At 65.1% G+C, this 16,189-nt stretch carries 18 protein-coding genes and 1 pseudogene; 12 read left to right on the forward strand and 7 right to left on the reverse strand.

The genetic code is table 11. The annotated features are described in order from the left end of the window. The first annotated feature begins 2 nt into the window (after window positions 1-2). The 7 genes and pseudogenes from nrdH to ACZIYR_RS06785 all read left to right on the forward strand — a co-directional run bounded on the left by nrdH (window position 3) and on the right by ACZIYR_RS06785 (window position 4,934). A complete protein-coding gene (gene nrdH / locus ACZIYR_RS06755; RefSeq protein ID WP_473032990.1) occupies window positions 3-224 on the forward strand; it encodes a glutaredoxin-like protein NrdH in 222 nt (73 codons plus the stop codon). 31 nt (window positions 225-255) lie between these two features. After that, a complete protein-coding gene (gene nrdI / locus ACZIYR_RS06760) occupies window positions 256-708 on the forward strand; it encodes a class Ib ribonucleoside-diphosphate reductase assembly flavoprotein NrdI (protein WP_483528655.1) in 453 nt (150 codons plus the stop codon). Further along, on the forward strand, window positions 705-2,858 hold the full coding sequence (nrdE, locus tag ACZIYR_RS06765; RefSeq protein ID WP_483528656.1) for a class 1b ribonucleoside-diphosphate reductase subunit alpha: 2,154 nt from the start codon (window positions 705-707) through the stop codon (window positions 2,856-2,858). Before nrdI ends, nrdE begins: the two co-directional genes overlap by 4 nt. Before the next feature lie 14 nt (window positions 2,859-2,872). Then, window positions 2,873-3,865, forward strand: coding sequence for a class 1b ribonucleoside-diphosphate reductase subunit beta (nrdF, locus tag ACZIYR_RS06770; RefSeq protein WP_473032993.1), 993 nt, complete (start codon window positions 2,873-2,875; stop codon window positions 3,863-3,865). A 22-nt stretch (window positions 3,866-3,887) separates the two neighbouring features. Then, window positions 3,888-4,298, forward strand: a complete 411-nt coding sequence (locus ACZIYR_RS06775) for an NUDIX hydrolase (protein WP_483528657.1) — start codon at window positions 3,888-3,890, stop codon at window positions 4,296-4,298. Then, window positions 4,297-4,539: pseudogene (locus ACZIYR_RS06780) on the forward strand (formyltransferase family protein); the annotation flags it as partial. The gene ACZIYR_RS06775 and the pseudogene ACZIYR_RS06780, both read left to right, overlap by 2 nt. Before the next feature lie 59 nt (window positions 4,540-4,598). Beyond that, complete coding sequence (locus ACZIYR_RS06785; RefSeq protein WP_483528658.1) at window positions 4,599-4,934, forward strand: hypothetical protein; 336 nt, start codon at window positions 4,599-4,601, stop codon at window positions 4,932-4,934. 38 nt (window positions 4,935-4,972) lie between these two features. Here the strand turns inward: ACZIYR_RS06785 and ACZIYR_RS06790 are convergent, their stop codons facing one another. The 3 genes from ACZIYR_RS06790 to ACZIYR_RS06800 form a co-directional block, all read right to left on the reverse strand. Then, entirely contained in the window at window positions 4,973-5,404 is a 432-nt protein-coding gene (locus tag ACZIYR_RS06790) for a helix-turn-helix domain-containing protein (RefSeq protein ID WP_473032996.1), read from the reverse strand. A 123-nt stretch (window positions 5,405-5,527) separates the two neighbouring features. Next, on the reverse strand, window positions 5,528-6,295 hold the full coding sequence (locus ACZIYR_RS06795) for an ABC transporter ATP-binding protein (RefSeq protein ID WP_483528659.1): 768 nt from the start codon (window positions 6,293-6,295) through the stop codon (window positions 5,528-5,530). Window positions 6,296-6,351: 56 nt separating this feature from the next. Beyond that, window positions 6,352-7,071, reverse strand: coding sequence for a helix-turn-helix domain-containing protein (locus tag ACZIYR_RS06800; protein ID WP_483528660.1), 720 nt, complete (start codon window positions 7,069-7,071; stop codon window positions 6,352-6,354). 279 nt (window positions 7,072-7,350) lie between these two features. On the opposite strand from ACZIYR_RS06800, the gene ACZIYR_RS06805 reads away from it, so the two are divergent. The 3 genes from ACZIYR_RS06805 to ACZIYR_RS06815 are packed head-to-tail and all read left to right on the forward strand — an operon-like array spanning window position 7,351 to window position 11,617. Next, complete coding sequence (locus ACZIYR_RS06805; RefSeq protein WP_483528661.1) at window positions 7,351-9,342, forward strand: TonB-dependent receptor; 1,992 nt, start codon at window positions 7,351-7,353, stop codon at window positions 9,340-9,342. Then, entirely contained in the window at window positions 9,339-10,370 is a 1,032-nt protein-coding gene (locus tag ACZIYR_RS06810) for a methyltransferase (RefSeq protein WP_483528662.1), read from the forward strand. Before ACZIYR_RS06805 ends, ACZIYR_RS06810 begins: the two co-directional genes overlap by 4 nt. Then, entirely contained in the window at window positions 10,370-11,617 is a 1,248-nt protein-coding gene (locus ACZIYR_RS06815) for an MFS transporter (protein ID WP_483528663.1), read from the forward strand. The genes ACZIYR_RS06810 and ACZIYR_RS06815 overlap by 1 nt, the downstream gene beginning before the upstream one ends. A gap of 43 nt (window positions 11,618-11,660) precedes the next feature. Here the strand turns inward: ACZIYR_RS06815 and ACZIYR_RS06820 are convergent, their stop codons facing one another. The 4 genes from ACZIYR_RS06820 to ACZIYR_RS06835 form a co-directional block, all read right to left on the reverse strand. After that, window positions 11,661-11,936, reverse strand: coding sequence for a HigA family addiction module antitoxin (locus ACZIYR_RS06820; protein WP_483528664.1), 276 nt, complete (start codon window positions 11,934-11,936; stop codon window positions 11,661-11,663). Window positions 11,937-11,950: 14 nt separating this feature from the next. Next, window positions 11,951-12,229 carry a type II toxin-antitoxin system RelE/ParE family toxin gene (locus ACZIYR_RS06825; protein ID WP_483528665.1) on the reverse strand — a complete coding sequence of 93 codons (279 nt, stop codon included), beginning with the start codon at window positions 12,227-12,229 and terminating at the stop codon, window positions 11,951-11,953. Window positions 12,230-12,388: 159 nt separating this feature from the next. Beyond that, complete coding sequence (locus tag ACZIYR_RS06830; RefSeq protein WP_483528666.1) at window positions 12,389-12,598, reverse strand: Wadjet anti-phage system protein JetD domain-containing protein; 210 nt, start codon at window positions 12,596-12,598, stop codon at window positions 12,389-12,391. A 113-nt stretch (window positions 12,599-12,711) separates the two neighbouring features. Then, a complete protein-coding gene (locus tag ACZIYR_RS06835; protein ID WP_483528667.1) occupies window positions 12,712-13,113 on the reverse strand; it encodes a hypothetical protein in 402 nt (133 codons plus the stop codon). Between the two features lie 229 nt (window positions 13,114-13,342). Here ACZIYR_RS06835 and fhuB point away from each other — a divergent pair, with 229 nt between their 5' ends. Next, window positions 13,343-15,328 carry a Fe(3+)-hydroxamate ABC transporter permease FhuB gene (gene fhuB / locus ACZIYR_RS06840; protein ID WP_483528668.1) on the forward strand — a complete coding sequence of 662 codons (1,986 nt, stop codon included), beginning with the start codon at window positions 13,343-13,345 and terminating at the stop codon, window positions 15,326-15,328. A 57-nt stretch (window positions 15,329-15,385) separates the two neighbouring features. Then, on the forward strand, window positions 15,386-16,165 hold the full coding sequence (gene fhuF / locus ACZIYR_RS06845) for a siderophore-iron reductase FhuF (protein ID WP_483528669.1): 780 nt from the start codon (window positions 15,386-15,388) through the stop codon (window positions 16,163-16,165). Window positions 16,166-16,189 lie beyond the last annotated feature (24 nt).

Below are 16,189 nucleotides of genomic sequence, written 5' to 3' on the forward strand. Positions count from 1 at the left end.
CGATGGAAGTCCATGTCTACAGCCGCCCGGCCTGTGTACAGTGCTCCGCGACCTACCGGGCCCTGGATCGCCGGGGGCTCGATTACCGCGTGCTCGATATCGATGACGACCCCATGGCGCGGCGTACCGTGGAAGCATTGGGCTACCGTCAACTGCCGGTGGTGGTGGCCGGTGACGACCACTGGTCGGGCTTCCGTCCGGACCGCATCCAGGCGCTGTCGTAAATCGCTTCGAGGCCATTCGCAGGAGACCGCCATGTCGGCCGCACAAGCACAGCAGGCAGCGCTCGGCGCCGCTCAGCCGGATGGCGAGCTGGTGTACTTCTCGACCAAGTCGGGCAATACCCATCGCTTTGTCGAGAAGCTCGGGCTGCCGGCTAGGCGTATCCCGCTGAGTCGCGATGAGCTGCCGCTGCGAGTGACCCGCCCCTATATCCTGATCACCCCCACCTACGGGGGCGGCAGCGCCGACGGTGCGGTGCCCAAGCAGGTGATCCAGTTCCTTAACGACCCGCACAACCGCGGGTTGATCAGAGGGGTGATCGCCGCCGGCAATACCAACTTCGGTACCGCGTACGGCCTGGCCGGGCGCATCATCGCCGACAAGTGCGGCGTACCGCTGCTATATCGATTCGAGCTTCTGGGCACGGATGAAGACGTGGCCAGGGTTCAACAGGGAGTAGACGCGTTTTGGAAACGACAGCCATGAGCGAGACCCACCGGCCCGCCGGCCAGGGCGAGGCGGCACGCACGCTGGATTATCATTCCCTCAACGCCATGCTCAATCTGTATGGCCCCGAGGGTGAGCTGCAGCTGGACAAGGACCGCGAGGCGGCGCGCCAGTATTTCCTGCAGCACGTCAATCAGAACACGGTGTTCTTCCACTCGTTGGAGGAGAAGCTCGACTACCTGGTCGAGGAGAGCTATTACGAGCCCCAGGTGCTCGAGCAGTACGACCGCGCCTTCATCAAGTCGCTGTTCGAGCAGGCCTACGCCTACAAGTTTCGTTTCCCGAGCTTCCTCGGCGCCTTCAAGTACTACACCAGCTATACGCTGAAGACCTTCGACGGCAAGCGCTACCTCGAGCGCTACGAGGATCGCGTGTGCATGGTCGCGCTGGCGCTGGCCCGCGGCGACGAGACCCTGGCCCGGGCGCTGGTCGACGAGATCGTCAGCGGCCGCTTCCAGCCCGCCACGCCGACCTTCCTCAACTGCGGCAAGCGCCAGCGCGGCGAGCTGGTATCGTGCTTCCTCCTGCGCATCGAGGACAACATGGAGTCCATCGGCCGTGCCATCAACTCGGCGCTGCAGCTCTCCAAGCGCGGCGGCGGGGTGGCCTTCCTGCTCAGCAACATCCGCGAGTTCGGCGCGCCGATCAAGCGCATCGAGAACCAGTCGTCGGGCATCATCCCGATCATGAAGCTGCTCGAGGATGCCTTCTCCTACGCCAACCAGCTGGGCGCGCGCCAGGGCGCCGGGGCGGTCTATCTCAACGCCCACCACCCGGACATCCTGCGTTTCCTCGACACCAAGCGCGAGAACGCCGACGAGAAGATCCGTATCAAGACGCTGTCGCTGGGCGTGACCATCCCCGACATCACCTTCGAGCTGGCCAAGCGCAACGAGGCGATGTACTTGTTCTCGCCCTACGACGTGGAGCGCGTCTACGGCGTGCCGTTTGGCGATATCAGCGTCACAGAGAAGTACCATGAGATGGTCGACGACTCGCGCATCCGCAAGTCAAAGATCAACGCCCGGGAATTCTTCCAGATCCTGGCCGAGGTGCAGTTCGAGTCGGGCTATCCCTATGTGATGTTCGAGGACAACGTCAACCGCGCCAACCCCATCGCCGGGCGTATCAACATGAGCAACCTCTGCTCGGAGATCCTCCAGGTCAATACGCCGAGCCTCTATGACGACGACCTCGGCTATCGCCACACCGGCGAGGACATCTCCTGCAACCTGGGCTCGATGAACATCGCCAAGGTGATGGACGCCGGCGATATTGGCACCAGCGTCGAGATTGCCGTGCGCGGCCTGACCGCGGTCTCTGAGATGAGCCACCTCGCCTCGGTGCCGTCGATCGCCGAGGGCAACGCCCACTCCCGTGCGATCGGCCTGGGGCAGATGAACCTGCACGGCTTCCTGGCTCGCGAGCATATCCACTACGGCTCGGACGAGGGGCTGGACTTCACCAACCTCTACTTCTACTGCGTGGTCTATCACGCCCTGCGCGCCTCCAACCGCTTGGCCGTCGAGCACGGCGCGGCCTTTGCCGGCTTCGCCGACTCCGACTACGCCAGCGGGGCGTTCTTCGACAAGTACACCGAGCGCGAGTGGCAGCCGCGTACCGAGAAGGTGCGGGGGCTGTTCGAGCGCGCCGGCATCGCCATCCCGACCCGCGAGGAGTGGCAGTCGCTCAAGGCCTCGGTGATGGAGCATGGCCTCTACAACCGCAACCTGCAGGCGGTGCCGCCCACCGGCTCGATCTCCTACATTAACCACTCCACCTCGAGCATTCACCCGGTGGCGGCCAAGATCGAGATCCGCAAGGAGGGCAAGCTGGGGCGCGTCTACTACCCGGCGCCCTATCTCAATGACGACAACCTGGACTACTACCAGGACGCCTACGAGATCGGCCCGGAGAAGATCATCGACACCTATGCCGAGGCGTCGCAGCACGTCGACCAGGGCCTGTCGCTGACGCTGTTCTTCCCCGACACCGCCACCACCCGCGACATCAACAAGGCCCAGATCTACGCCTGGCGCAAGGGCATCAAGACGCTCTACTACGTGCGCCTGCGCCAAAGCGCCCTGGAAGGCACCGAAGTAGAGGGCTGCGTTTCCTGCAGCCTCTGACAAGCGAGCGAATCATGACCAACGTACACGCAGCACAGGGCACGGCGCCGCGCCTCTCGCGGGTCGATGCCATCAACTGGAACCGCCTCCAGGACGACAAGGACCTGGAGGTGTGGAACCGCCTGACCAGCAACTTCTGGCTGCCGGAGAAGGTGCCGCTGTCCAACGACATTCAGTCGTGGAACACCCTCACGCACCAGGAACAGCAGCTCACCATCCGCGTCTTTACCGGCCTGACGCTGCTCGACACCATCCAGAGCAGCGTCGGCGCCCCGGCGCTGATGCCTGATGCGCGTACCCCCCACGAAGAAGCGGTCTACGCCAACATCGCCTTCATGGAAGCCGTGCACGCGCGCTCCTACAGCTCGATCTTCTCGACCCTGTGCGCCACCCGGGACGTCGACGACGCCTTCCGCTGGAGCGAAGAGAACCCGACCCTGCAGGCCAAGTCGGAGCTGATCCTCGAGCGCTACCGCGCCGACGACCCGCTGATGCGCAAGGTCGCCAGCGTGTTCCTCGAGTCGTTCCTGTTCTACTCCGGCTTCTACCTGCCGATGTACTGGTCGAGCCACGCCAAGCTGACCAACACCGCCGACCTGATCCGCCTGATCATTCGCGACGAGGCGGTGCATGGCTACTACATCGGCTACAAGTTCCAGCAGGCGCTGGCCGAGGCCACCCCGGAGCGCCAGGCGGCGGTCAAGGAGTACGCCTACGAGCTGCTGCTGGAGCTCTACGACAACGAGGTCAAGTACACCGAGTCGCTCTACGACGAGGTGGGCCTGACCGAGGACGTCAAGAAGTTCCTCCACTACAACGCCAACAAGGCGCTGATGAACCTCGGCTTCGAGGCGCTGTTCCCGTCAAGCGTCACCGACGTCGATCCGACCATCCTCGCCGCGCTCTCGCCCAACGCCGATGAGAACCACGACTTCTTCTCCGGCTCCGGCTCCTCCTACGTGATCGGGCGTGCGGTGGCCACCGAGGACGAAGACTGGGCCTTCTGACATGAACAAGGAGTTATCGACCGTGTCCGACGATATCGACTCGCCGCTGTTGATCCGCATCGCTGCTGCCATTGTGCTCGACTCTGGCCAGCGATGGCTTCTGGTGCGTAAGCGGCATACCCGTTATTTCATGCAGCCAGGAGGCAAGATCGAGGCAGGTGAAGCGGCTGACTCGGCGCTCTGTCGTGAGCTCGCGGAGGAGCTGGGTCTTCGGGTCGAGCCCGACCGGTTGACGGAGTGCGGTATTCGCCGCGCTCCCGCAGCCAATGAGGCGGGGCATGAGGTAGAAGCCCATCTGTTTCGACTGGTGACCGATGAGCGTGTCGCGGCGGCCGCGGAGATTGCCGAGATACGTGGGGTCGATCGACGAGATGCGCTGCGACTGCCTTTGGCGCCATTGACGCGAGAGCTTTTGCTGTGTGGGCTGAGCTGATTGCCCCTCGCTGGCCGCCTGGCACGGGCTGCCCTACTACCACTTCCCTATCACCCCGGAGACCAAGGCCGAGCAGGAAGCCCAGGTGTGGCAGGTGATCGAGGAGAGTGGTGCCGAGCTGGTGATCCTGGCGCGCTACATGCAGGTGCTCTCCAGCGAGATGAGCGAGAAGCTGGCGGGCCGGGCGATCAATATCCACCACTCGCTGCTGCCCGGTTTCAAGGGCGCCAAGCCCTACCACTGTTCGAGCGGCTGCTGGAGGCGCCGCGTGCCGATCTCGACGAGGAAGGCAACCGCCTGTTGGCCAAGCTGCATCTGCAGCACAAGGTACGGGTCGAGAACGGCGCCTTCTCCACCCAGGCGCTGTCCCAAGGCCAGCGCAAACGCCTGGCACTGGTGGTGGCCTATCTGGAGGGTCGCCCCTTCCTGGTCTTCGACGAGTGGGCAGCGGATCAGGATCCGCTGTTCAAGGAGGTGTTCTACCGCGAGGTGTTGCCCGAATTGAAGCGCATGGGCAAGGCGGTGCTGGTGATTTCCCACGACGACCGCTACTTCCCCCTCGCTGACCGGCTGGTGCGGCTGGAGAGCGGCAAGCTGTTGGCAGCTGAGGCGGTGGCTGGAGCGGAGGTGGTGTAATCAGAATTATCATGACAGCATTCATGCTGCATGGGTGGTCAGCCAGCCGCGCGGCCCTTGAATGCATCGGTCGGCACCCCGAATCGCTCGGAGAGCCCGCAGATCTGACGCCAGTTCAGGGAGCGTTTACCCGCCAGGATGGCAGATACGACGGGTTGAGCACCAACTTCGGGTAAGTTGCTTTGGGTGACGCCATGTTCTTCCATGAGATAGCGGAGCACATCGACGTTGGAGACGTCCGGCATGGGACGATGCTCCTCGTCATAGGCTTCGATGATGTCACCGAGGCGCGCTACCAAACCTGCCAGTGGGTGATTCTCGTCGTCACCTACCATGTCGAGCAGTTCATCCAGGGCCTCGACCTTGGTGTCGTAATCCGCTTCACTCTCAGGTTCGCTGAGCAGGGGGGCGATGTATGCCCAGTGCATTGTCGCTTGATCAAGAATGGCGTTCATGGTCAGTCCTTCCATCTGCCCTTGTCGTACTCGCTATGCTCGAGGATCTCCCGGATGTAGACCCGTCTGGCGCGTACTGTCCGTCTACGCTCTCAGGTCACTCCCCTTCACGCGGAAGGATGATGGAGTGGCCTGCACCTAGCACGCCACGGCGATGCGATGCTCGCCATTGGGGTGAGGCATCACCTGCATCGGTAGACCGTAGATCGCTTCCAGAGTGTCGTTGGTCATCATTTCCGTGGGGGAGCCGTGGGCCAGCACCCGGCCGCTGTGCAGGGCGAGGAGTTCGTCGCAGTAGCGCGAGGCCATGTTGATGTCGTGGAGCACGATGATCACGCATAGCTTGAGTTCGTCGCACAGCTTGCGGATCAGTGCCAGCACTTCCATCTGATGGGAGATATCCAGTGCAGCCAGCGGTTCGTCGAGCAGCAGGAAGCGACTCTCCTGGGCCAGCAGCATGGCCAGCCACACCCGCTGGCGCTCGCCGCCGGATAGGGTGTCCACCAGCCGGTCGGCGAAGTCCTCGGTATGGCTGAGTTCGATGGCGCGCTCGACAGCGGCCTTGTCCTCTTGGGTGTGGCGGCCCAGTAGCCCATGCCAGGGGTAGCGCCCGAAGCTGATCAGCTCGCGGCCGATGAGATTCTCGGCGCTAGGCAGGTGCTGGGGCAGATAGGCCACCCGGCGGGCGAACTCACGCTGGCTCCAGTCACGCACGGGGCGGCCATCCAGCAGCACCTCGCCTTGGCTGACGGGCTGCTGTTGGGCGAGCAGCTTGATCAGGGTCGATTTCCCCGAGCCGTTATGGCCGATCAAGCCGTAGATCTTTCCCTCCTCGAAACGGTGCTCCACGGGATGGAGCAGACAGGTGCCGTTGACCTCGAAGGTAGCGCCCTTGACCTCGAACATGATGGTTTCCTTGCGCGGGTAGTCGATTTCCATAGAGTAAACGAGAATCGTTGTCTTTATCTACCGTGTTTGACTGCCTTGGGCGGATAGCCGAAGAAACGCGCGAAGGCCGTGCTGAAGTTGCCGGGGTGGCAATAGCCGGTGGCATAGGCGGCCTGGGCTACCTGCTGGCCGCTTTCCAGTAGGGCGTGGGCGTGGCGCATGCGCTGTTCGTGGAGAAAGCGCCCCGGAGTAATCGCGAACAGCTGGCGAAAGCCCGCCTTGAGCTTCTGCTCTCCCAGCCCCACCCGCACCGCCAGGTAGGCCAGGGTCAAGGGGCGATCCAGCTCATCCAGGATAATCTCCCGCGCACGATTGATGCGTTCGGCATCCGCCGTGGTGATACGTCGCGCAGGCGGCGCCGGTAGCAAGGTTTCGAGCTGCTCCCCCAGCAGGCTAAGGGCGTGGATGTGCCGCTGGATATGTGATCCGCCCATCTTCAGAAGGGCGCGCAGCGCCTCAAGGTGCGCACGACTGCTCGCCAGCGTGGGCTGGAAGGCCAGCGACCGAATGCCGCGGGAGGCGGGTAGCACAGCCTGGCAGCGTTCGCCCAGATAGCGGGTCAGCCAACCGGCGGTGGCGACCAGGCGAAGCTGGAGTACGGCGTCACCGCCCGGCATATGGCGCTCGCCTTGGCTGTGGTGGAAGGCGGTGACCGTGGTGTGGTCGCGGTAGAAGTCGACCCGCGGGCCGCAGCGCTCCCGGTATTCGGAGCGACCCTCTAGGCCGAAGGTCATAATCACCCCAGCGTCTGCATGAGGAGCGTGGCTTGTCTCGATCAGTGCCCGGGACGGGCGGCAGCGCGTGAGCGCTACCGCAAGACCGTCGTCGAGTCGATGGAGCCGGGTGTCTTGATGCAGTGAGCCGCGGCTGGGGCGTGATGCATCGTCGCGCATAGGATGTGGGTCGCTTTGCATATGAGTGAATATGATAATTGATCGTATTTGTCGCTAGCCTACTCCTTCGAGCGCCCCCATGCCAGGGGCGCCAGAGGTCCGAATCGAAGGAGGCAAGCGATGCGACGAACTGGCTGGAGCAGCGGCGCGGCGATACTGCTGGTGGCAGGCTGGGCAGGCGCCGTGGTCGCCCAGGAGGCGGTGTTGCCGGCGGTCACGGTGACGGCCAATAAGGTCGCCCAGGCCGAGGAGGAGGTAGCGTCGAGCCTGGCGGTGGTCTGGGGTGAGGCGCTGGCGGATAGTGGGGCCAGTAGGGTGGAGGATCTGGCGCGCCATGAACCCGGGCTGAGCTTTCAACCCTTCGGCCAGTCGGGCACCGCGCTGCCGGTGATGCGTGGGCTGACCTCGGGGGCCACGGCTTTTTCCTCATCGGTGTTGATGCTGGTCGACGGCGTGCCGGTGGTGAGTGGACAAGGCTTCGATCACAACCTCCTGGGGGTGGAGCGGATCGAGGTGCTGCATGGCTCCCAGTCGACGCTCTATGGCCGCAATGCCGAGGCCGGGGTGATCAGCCTACATACCCGTCAACCGGATGAGGGCCCCTATGCCGAGCTGGAGGGTGTGCTTGGCAGTCGCGATCTGGCGGCCTTGCGCCTCGATGCCGCCCAGCCGCTGGTACCTGAGCGGCTCTATCTGGGCGTCAGCGGTGAATGGCGCCAGCAGGATGGCTATGTGGCGAACTTGGCCCGTGATGGTGCAGCGGACGACCGTCAGCGCCACAGTGGGCGCCTGAGCCTGCGCTGGCTGCCGGCACCGGGCACTGACGTGACCCTGCGCTATGGCCGGCTGGCCTATCGTGACGCTGCGGCCCCCTGGGGGCGAGCCGAACGCGGGGCACGCCAAGTGACCTCCCCAGACCCGGGCAGCAACCGTTCGTCGGGTGAGGATGCGTCCCTGGATGTGCGCCATGCCCTGGCACCGGGCTTGACGCTGCGCTCGATCACGGCGCGGCGCGAGATCCGCGACCGCATCACCCAGGACACCGATCTAACGCCGGCCCAGCGTTTTGCCATGGGGCGCGACCAGCGTCTGACCACCCTCTCCCAGGAGCTGCGGCTGGAGCGCCAGGGCGACGAGGGGCAAAGCAGCTGGGTGCTGGGGCTCTATGGTGACCGTGACGACCATCGGTTGCAGTTCGAGCAACGCAATCCAATGGGCACCCAGCGCAATTGGGCGCTGCTGGAGGGAGAAAACCTGGCGCTGTTCGGGCAGTGGACGCTGCCGCTGGGGGAGCGCTGGCGCCTGACGCCTGGCTTGCGCCTGGAGCAGAGCCGCGTGGCCTTGACGCCCCAGGGAGCCGAGCGGCGCAGCGAGCGCTGGCGCGACGTTACCTCGCAGCTGGCCCTGCAGTACCGCCTGGGAGATGACGACTGGCTCTACGCCCGTTATGCCGAAGGGTTCCGCGCCGGGGGCTTCAACGCCTTCTCGGCCCAGAGTGGCTACCCCGGCTACGACCCGCAGCAAGTCACCGCCTATGAGCTGGGCATCAAGGGGACGGCACTGTCGCAACGGCTGCGCTATGGGCTCGCCACTTACTGGATGAGTATCGACGATATGCAGGTGCAGCAGGTCCTCCAGCCTGGCAGCGTGTTGATCAGCAACGCTGCCGCGGCACGCTCGCGGGGTGTCGAGCTGGATCTCGATTACTGGTTGGGCGGCCCTTGGACGCTGCAGGCGGGGCTGGTGCTCAATCGCACCCGCTTTCGTCAGTTCGTGGATGTCACTGGCGACCATGCTGGCAATCGCAACCCCTTCGCGCCAGACATCAGCGGCAGGCTGGGGCTGCGCTACGACTCGCCCCAGGACTGGTATGCCCAGGCCAACCTCAGCGGCATGGGCAAGACCTACCTGGATGCGGCCAACCACTTCCATCGCGCCGGACATGCTGAGCTGGACCTGTCCGCGGGTTATCGCCACGGGCCCTGGCAGTTGGGGCTCTACGTGAATAACGCCACCGATCGCCGCTTCGATGCCGTCGGCCTGCTCAACGGCAGCGTGCGGGAGTACAGCCCGCCCCGGGAGATCGGCCTGCGTCTGGGGGTGTCGCTATGAGCCTGCTTGCCGATGCGCCTGGCCATGCGCTGCAACCCTACTGGGATCTGGCCCTCGCCGCGGTGCAGGCCGAAGCACTGCAGCTGGCGCTGGCGGAGGCGCTCTTTGAGACGCTGCAGCAGCCTCACACGCTGGCGGCCCTGGCCAGCGCCAGGAGCTGGCGGCCAGCGAGCGTCGAGCACTGGTTGACCCTGCTATGGAGCATGGGGCTGGTCGACCGCCAGCGGGATGCCGCCGACGAGTGGCACTACACCAGCAGCGAGGTGGCACGTCGCTATCTGGTGGCTTCTTCCGATATGGCGTGTGGCGAGGCCTGGCGCTTCCGGCTCACCTCACTGCGGGACTTCGCTGACAACCTGGGGGCTGGCTTGGATGAACAGCGCCGGCCGGCACCGCTCGCCAGCGGTGAGCGCTGGGCCGCGGCGGCGCGTGGCCATCTGGCGCGGGAGCAGGTCGCGGTAACGGCGCCTGCCGCCTGTGAGCTGGTCTCACGCCGGATGGCGCATGAAACACCCTGGCGACTGCTGGATCTCGGTGGTGGCCCCGGGCGGGTGGCCGTGGCCCTGGCCAAGGCGTTTCCGCACATGAGCGGCGTCGTCTTCGAGCTGCCCGAGGCCGCCGAGGTGGCCGCCCGGCATATCGCCGAGGCGGGCTTGGCATCACGACTCGAGGCGCGCGGCGGCGATCTGGCGACGGATACCCTCGGCAGCGGGTACGACCTGATTTGGTGCTCCTCGGTGCTGCACTTCGTGCCGGATCTCGCGGCCTGCCTGGCCAAGCTGCATGCCGCGCTGCGGCCCGGTGGCGAGCTGATCTGCGTGCACGCTGAGATTCCCGGCGAGCCCGAGGCGGCACGCCGCATGCTCTCCTACTACCTGCCGTTGCTGTGGCAGGGGCGCCGGGTAACCCATACCGGTGAACTGTGTGATGCCTTGCTGGCCCAGGGCTTCGAAGTGTGTGAGGAGCGCCCGATCTCTCTGCCCATGGCTCCCGCCACCGCCCTAATTGCACGGCGGAGGAGAGCGTGATGGGCAAGATGACGGCTAAGCAGCTGGCGTTCGGCTGGTTCCACTTCGTGTTGGCGCTGCCCAGCATCTACCTGTTGCTGGGGATGCCGCTGGTGCTGCGCGAGCAGGGCTGGAGCGGTACCCAGATCGGCCTGCTACAGCTTGCGGGCCTGCCAGCGATACTCAAGCTGGTGATGGCGGTCCCGGTGGAGCGCTGCCACCTCGGCGGCGGTGGCTGCCACGCCTGGGCCGCCCTGCTTGGGGGGCTGCTGGGGCTGATGTTGCTGGGGCTGGCGTACGATTTGCCCATGACGCAGCCGCTGCGCTTCTACGCCTGGGTGTTGCTGATCAGCCTGCTGGCGACCTGGGCCGATGTGCCCGTCAACGCCCTGGCGATTCGCTGCCTGCCCGCCGGGGAACGGCTGCGCGCCGGCAGCATTCGCTCGGCGGCGCTGTTTTTGGCCGCGGTGGTGGGTGGTGGCCTGCTGCTGGTGCTGCACCAGCGAGCGGGTGGGGCGGCGCCCTTCGTGTTGATGGCGCTGCTGCTGGCGATGGGGGGCCTTATGCTATGGGGCATGACGGTGCCCGCCGAGACACGCAGCCAGCCGGAAACGCTGGCCGCCTCGGCGCATGGCCATGACGGGGCGATGGGCTTTTTTCGCCAACCCGCCGCCGGCGTCTGGGTAGCGCTGTTGCTGCTGCTCTTTCCCTTCGTCGGCGCCGGTTGGGTCTACCTAAAGCCGCTGATGCTCGACCTTGGCATGCCAGCGGAGCAAGTCGCCTGGTGGGTGGGGGTAGGCGGCGGAACGGTGGGCGCCCTGGCTAGCCTGGCGGGGCAACGCCTGGCGCGGGGTATCGGCATTGGCCGCGCGCTACCGCTGTGCGCAGGCCTGGGGGCGCTGGCCTTGGCGCTCCTGGGGCTAGTGAGCCATATGGCGGCAGGGCAGGCGTTATGGCTGCTGGGTGCGGGGCTGATCGCCTGTGCCATGGGAGCCATCTCGGGGCTGGTGTTCGGGCTGATGATGCACGTCGCCAGGCCGGGGCGCCGGGCGCTGGACTATGGCCTGCAGGCGAGCCTGTTCACCCCGTCACGCCTGGCGGTGCCGCTGCTGGCCGGAATGGCGCTCGACCGGGTGGGCTATTCGGGCATGTTCAGCGTGCTGGCGCTGTGCATGCTAGCGGTGGCGGCCCTGCTGGGACCGAAGAGTAAGCGGCTCGAGACAGTGCTCTCGCGGTCTCTACCAACCCAGCCGGTTGCGCAGGTGTAAGGCGGAGGGGGCAATTGAGCATTGGGACCGTCGACTATCTAAGCTAAGCCGCGCCTCGGCTATGGCGAAGCTGGAAGAGGTCATAATTGGCCTGCATGGACAGCCAGAACTCGGCGCGTCCAGTGCCCAACTGTTCCAGTGCCAATGCCATTTCAGGGGTGACGGAGGCGCTACCGTTGATCACCCGGTTTAGGGTATTGCGGTGACAGCCAAGTTGCTCGGCGACCATGGCCACGCTGCCTATCTTGTGGCCGTCTTCGTCTTCAATCAGGCGCTGCCGAATGATCCGGCCCGGGTGTGAAGGGTTATGCATCGCCATGTTTGTTTCTCCCATCAGTGGTAATCGTCATAGTTCAGCAGGTAAACATTGCCGTCACGGAATTCGAAGAATAGTCGCCAGTTACCCGACACCTTGATGGCATATTGGCCCTTCAGATTTCCAGTCAAAGGGTGCAGGCCCCAGTTGTTGGCGGCTATATCGTCAAGGCAGGTGGCGGCGTCAAGTACGGTCAGGCGATCACGGAGGCGGTCAATATGATCGGCACGGATGCCCTTGGTGTTTCCTTGCTCGAAAAACAGTTTCAGCCCCTTATGTTTGATGCTTTTAATCATCCCATATACCAACTCGTGCTCACCTGCTTCAGATCATACTGTAGCGCGTCGCGCGACACGGTTCAATGCCGGCCCATTCCATTGCCCATACTCCGCTGGCCAGTTACCGAGATTCGACGCAGTGTCAGGCCCATCGTAGCGCCGCGATAGCGGTGCGCTTCAACGCCTCCATGCCACACCCTCGGTCGCCAACACCGCACGCTCGACGACGCTGAAGGCGATACGCTCCTGCTCTAGTCGCACCCGCTCCCCCAAGCGGTCTGTGCGCAGTACCTCAGGCAGTGTCTGCTCGTCGGCGGTAAACAGGGTTGGGTGGCCGGTGTAGCGCTTCTCCTCGGGCTCCTGGCCCCACAGGGGTTGGTGATCCATTAGGGGGGCATCAGCAGGGAGAGGGTATGGGGCAAGCTGGCGGGGTGTCGGGGACGATCAGGTCGTTGGTGCGGCTCTCGGTGACAAACAGACGCGGCAGCTGTAGACCGCGCTTACCAACCCAGCCAACCACGCAGCCGCTGGCGAGTAGATGAAGAGGCGGCGCTGGTGTGCTGGGTGCTACTCGAGAGTTGTGCGCTTGCTTCCTTGAGAGGCGCCATGATCGCCGACAGATGGTGCTGGCAGAGTTGCCGGTTGAGGGCCGCGGGGCACTGTGCCATCAGCAGGCCGCAGTGGTAAATCGCAGTATCCAGCGGCTGGTTGACCTCTTTGAAGGGCGCCGCCTCCTGACGGCAGCGCTGCAGCTCACCCAGCAGCATGCGCAGCGTCTGAGCATCCAGCCAACAGGGCGTGTCGTCGCCCCGCGGTGAGGTGGCGACCGAATTCTGGATCGCCTGGAAGGAGACGTGCAGAAAAACGCATGTGTAGTAAAGCTGGGAGCGTTCCGCGGTCATAGAGCACCATAGGTCATCTCAATGAGATTGATTTGCATTCTGGTCCTTGGTGGCGACTATGTCAAATCAGCCGCGATGCGTCATCCCATAATGCGACTTCATCTCGCATGCGCATTTCAATGATAATCGTTTTTAATTAAGATGTGGCCCGTCCGTATCGTCCAGGCAAAGGGGCAGAACGCATGACTGAAGGTAGCTTGTGCCACCGGTGGGAACAGGGGCAGTGGGCATGACGGGGTATGCGATGCGCAGGGGGGCGCCGGCACTTGCCTGCTGGCTGCTGAGCCTGCCGCTGGTGGTGCTGTTCTGGCTGGGGCTGGAGGCCCAGGGAGGCATGGCGTTGGGCTTCAAGACGCTGTTGTCGCCCTCGTTCGAGGATGTCGACCAGCTGCTGTTGCACTATGCGTGGTGGCCACGGCTCTCGGTTGCGCTGCTGGCCGGCGGCGGCCTGGCGCTGGCCGGAGTGCTGATGCAGCAGGTGCTGCGCAACCCGCTGGCGTCGCCTACCACCCTGGGGGTGGCCTCGGGGGCCAACCTGGCGTTGATGACGGCGACCCTGCTGGCGCCGGGGCTGCTGGCCTTTGGCCGCGAGTGGGTGGCGCTGGCCGGTGGTGCCTTGGCGGTGGGGCTGGTGTTCATGCTGGCCTGGCGGAGCGGTTTGGCGCCGATCGTGGTGGTGCTTGCCGGGCTGGTGGTGAACCTCTACCTGGGCGCGTTGGCCACCGCGCTGCTGCTGTTCAATCATGAGGCGCTGTCGGGGCTGTTGATCTGGGGCGCCGGCTCACTGGCTCAGAATGGCTGGGATGGCGTGGTGATTCTTTGGCCGCGGATGGCCATCAGCTGCGTGCTGGCCTGGTTCCTGCTGCGCCCGTTGGCGGTGCTGGAACTGGACGATGCCAGCGCCAAGAGCCTGGGGGTGTCGCTTACCCATCTGCGCTTTGCGGGCATGGGGCTGGCGGTCTTCATCACCGGCAGTATCGTCAGTGTGGTGGGCATCATCGGCTTTATCGGCTTGGCCGCGCCCAATATCGTGCGCCTGGCGGGGGCGCGTCGCCTTAGCGAGCGCTTGCTGTGGGGCACGCTGCTGGGGGCGGTGCTGCTGGCCACCACGGACCTGCTGCTGCAGAACTTCACCGGCCTGGTGCCGATGCTGATTCCTACCGGTGCGGTGACCGGCGCCCTGGGGGCGCCGCTGTTAATGTGGCTGATCCCACGCCTCAAGTTGCACGGCAACAAGGCGCCCCAGCCGTCGGCCGTGATCGCGAGCCGGCATCCTGCTCCCAGGCGCCTGGCCACGCGCTTGGCCATTGGTTTGCTGTTGGCTGCCGCCCTGGGCCTGCTACTGGGGCAGGGGGTGAATGGCTGGTACTGGCTGTCGCCGGATAACTGGAACGTGATGCAGTGGCGTATGCCCCGGGTGCTGGCGGCGGCGGCCAGCGGCTTGATGCTGGCAGTGGCCGGCACCTTGCTGCAGCGCCTCTCCGCCAACCCCATGGCCAGCCCCGAGGTGCTGGGTATCAGCGGTGGCTGTGCGATTGCCCTGATCCTGGGGATCTTCCTGCTGCCCGCGCCGACCAGCGGCATGCTGGTCGGGGTCGGCACCCTAGGGGCCTTTGCCACGCTGCTGATCCTGGTGGCACTCAATCGCCGCAGCGGTTTCGTACCGGAGCGCCTGCTGCTCACCGGGGTAGCGGTCACGGCGCTGTTCGATGCGGTGCGCAGCGTAATGCTGGCAGGCGGTGATCCCCGTGGGCAGCAGGTGATTGCCTGGCTGGCGGGCTCCACCTATTACGTCGATCTCACCAGTGCCCTGATAGTGGGAACGCTGGCCGCGTTACTCACGCTGTGCACGCTGCCGCTGACCCGCTGGCTGGACATTCTCCCCCTGGGGGCGCCCACCACCCTGGCGCTGGGCATTGCCCTCAATCGTGCTCGCCTGGTGCTGCTGCTGCTGGTGGCCCTGCTCACGGCCTGCGCCACCCTGGTGGTGGGGCCGCTCTCCTTCGTTGGGCTGTTGGCGCCGCACATGGCCAGGTTGCTGGGGCTGTCACGCGCCCGCCATCACCTGCTGGGTGCGGCACTGGTGGGCATGCTGCTGATGGTGCTGGCCGACTGGCTGGGGCGCCAAGTGATCTTCCCCTATGACATGCCGGCCGGGCTGGTCGCGTCGCTGATCGGTGGCGCCTATTTCATGTGGGGGCTGCGCAGGCTGTGAGGTGTGGCCGCTCATGGCCAGCCAGAGATGATGGTGCACTGAAGAGAGGAGGCGGATATGACAGGGATGGCGGAGTTGCCGGTGTACCGCAACGCTGCGGCCGAAGCGCTGCTGTCACTCTATCGGCAGCCACCCCTCGATAGGCTCAAGGCGCCCCGCTTTGGGGTGCCGGAGGGGCCGACCACCGCGATGTCCGACCTGCTCGAGCCTGGGATGCTGGAGGAGACGATACGCCGCTTTACGGCCACCTTCGGCGAGGGGGCCGACCGCAAGGCGGCGGCCTCGATCTGGTCGAAACACCACTTCAGCGGCGTTTCGATCCCCACCCTGGCGGCCAATCTGCTGCTGGGCCAGGCGCTGCCGGTAGGTCTCGAGCAGATGCGCCTCGAGCTTGGCGACAGGGGGCAGCCGGCGCATATCTGGCTACCAGATGGCGGCGAACCGCTGCCTTCGCAGCTCCCCTCGGCGCGCTTTGACTATCTGTTCGACGCGCACTGCGCGCCGCTGATCGAGGCGCTGGCAGCGGTCTCCGGTCTGGCGCCCAAGGTGTTCTGGAGCAACCTGGGGCACTACGTGGAGTTCGTGGGAAAGACCTGCTCGCAGCATCCTGAATTTAGCGGGGCGGGGGAGCCGCTGTTGCGCTATCTCGACACCAAGACGCTCACTGATGGGCGTCGCAACCCGCTCTACCAGCCGGTGCGCTATCTCGAGCTGGGCGGTGAGACCCCCACCCGGGTGCGGCGACTCTGCTGCGTCAAGTATCGGCTGCCCGATGAGCCGCTGTGCGGCGGCTGCCCGCTGAAGCCGGAAAACAAGCCGGCCAAGAAACGCCGTTAAGGCGGCGCGACACGCTGCTGCGCG

This window comes from Billgrantia sp. NRB1 (assembly GCF_056921725.1).